Annotated in this window: 1 protein-coding gene; it reads right to left on the reverse strand. The window is 65.9% G+C overall.

The window, feature by feature from the left end; all coding sequences use genetic code 11:
• Nucleotides 1-1,329: IS630 family transposase (locus tag ACFVX4_RS42105; RefSeq protein ID WP_389988835.1), on the reverse strand; the 1,329-nt coding region annotated here is incomplete at its 3' end.
• Between the last annotated feature and the right edge of the window lie 48 nt (nucleotides 1,330-1,377).

The raw sequence follows: 1,377 nt of genomic DNA on the forward strand, positions 1-1,377 counted from the left end.
GGTGCTGGATGGGCTGATTTTGGTGAGGTAGTCGGCGAGGGATTTGAGGATCTCGTCGGCTGTCTTGGTCCAGGTGAACGGCTTCGGGTTCTCGTTCCAGGTGTCGATCCAGGCGGTGATGTCCTTCTCCAGGGCTGTCACGGAGGTGTGGACGCCGCGGCGGATGAGTTTGTCGGTCAGCAGGCCGAACCAGCGCTCGACCTGGTTCATCCAGGACGAGCCGGTCGGGGTGAAGTGGACGTGGAAGCGGGGGTGTTTACCCAGCCACGTCTTGATCTCGGCGGTGTTGTGGGTGGCGTAATTGTCACAGACCAGGTGGACGTCGAGTCCGGTGGGCACGGCCTTGTCGATCCGGATCAGGAACTTCTTGAACTCGATGGCGCGATGGCGGCGGTGCAGTTCCGATATGACAGTGCCGTCGGCGATGTCGAAGGCGGCGAACAGGCTGGTGATCCCGTGCCGGTAGTAGTCGTGGGTGCGGCGTTCGGGCATGCCCGGCATCATCGGCAGTACCGGCTGCGAGCGGTCCAGTGCCTGGATCTGGCTCTTCTCATCGACGCAGAGAACCACTGCCTTCTCCGGCGGATGGTGGTACAGGCCGACGACGTCGACGACCTTGGCGACGAACTGCGGGTCGGTGGACAGCTTGAAGGAGTCCTGCAGGTGGGGCTTGAGGCCGAACCTCTTCCAGATCCGCCCGACGGTCGATTTCGACAGCCCACTGTGCTTCGCCATCGAGGCACGCGACCAGTGCGTGTCCTTGCCCGGGACGGACTCCAGAGTCGCCACGAGTACGTCCTCGACCTGGTCGAGCAGGACCGAGGGCGGCCTGCCAGGGCGGGCCTCGTCCGTCAGCCCGTCCAGACGCAGGGTGATGAACCTGGAGCGCCAGCGGTTCACCGTCGCGTGGGCGACGCCGAGTTCAGCCGCGACCTCCTTGTTCGTCCCGCCCTCCGCGCACCGCAGCACGATCTTCGCGCGCAGGGCCAGGAACTGCGCGGTCTTCGCCCGCCGCGCCCAGCGCGTCAGCTCCACCCGCTCGGCTTCGCTGAGCACCAGGTCCGGCTTGCGCCGGCCCGGCCGCGACTCATCCACCAAGCCCGCCATCCGCCGGGCCACGAACCGCGAACGCCACTTGCGCACCGTCTCCACGGACACCCCACAGTCCGCCGCCACAGCGGTATTTGACGCCCCGCCCGCACAGGCCAGAATGATCCGTGCCCGCTCCGCCACACGGGCCGGTACCCCGCCACCCGCCCAGCGCAGCAACTCCGCACACTCCTCAGCGGACAGCAAGACTTCGACAGCACGAGGGCCTCGATACGACATAAAAACAGCCTACAGACTTAAGGCCGCCTTTTCTGGCGCATCACACTA

It is taken from the genome of Streptomyces sp. NPDC058240 (genome assembly GCF_042882135.1).
Taxonomy (GTDB): domain Bacteria; phylum Actinomycetota; class Actinomycetes; order Streptomycetales; family Streptomycetaceae; genus Streptomyces.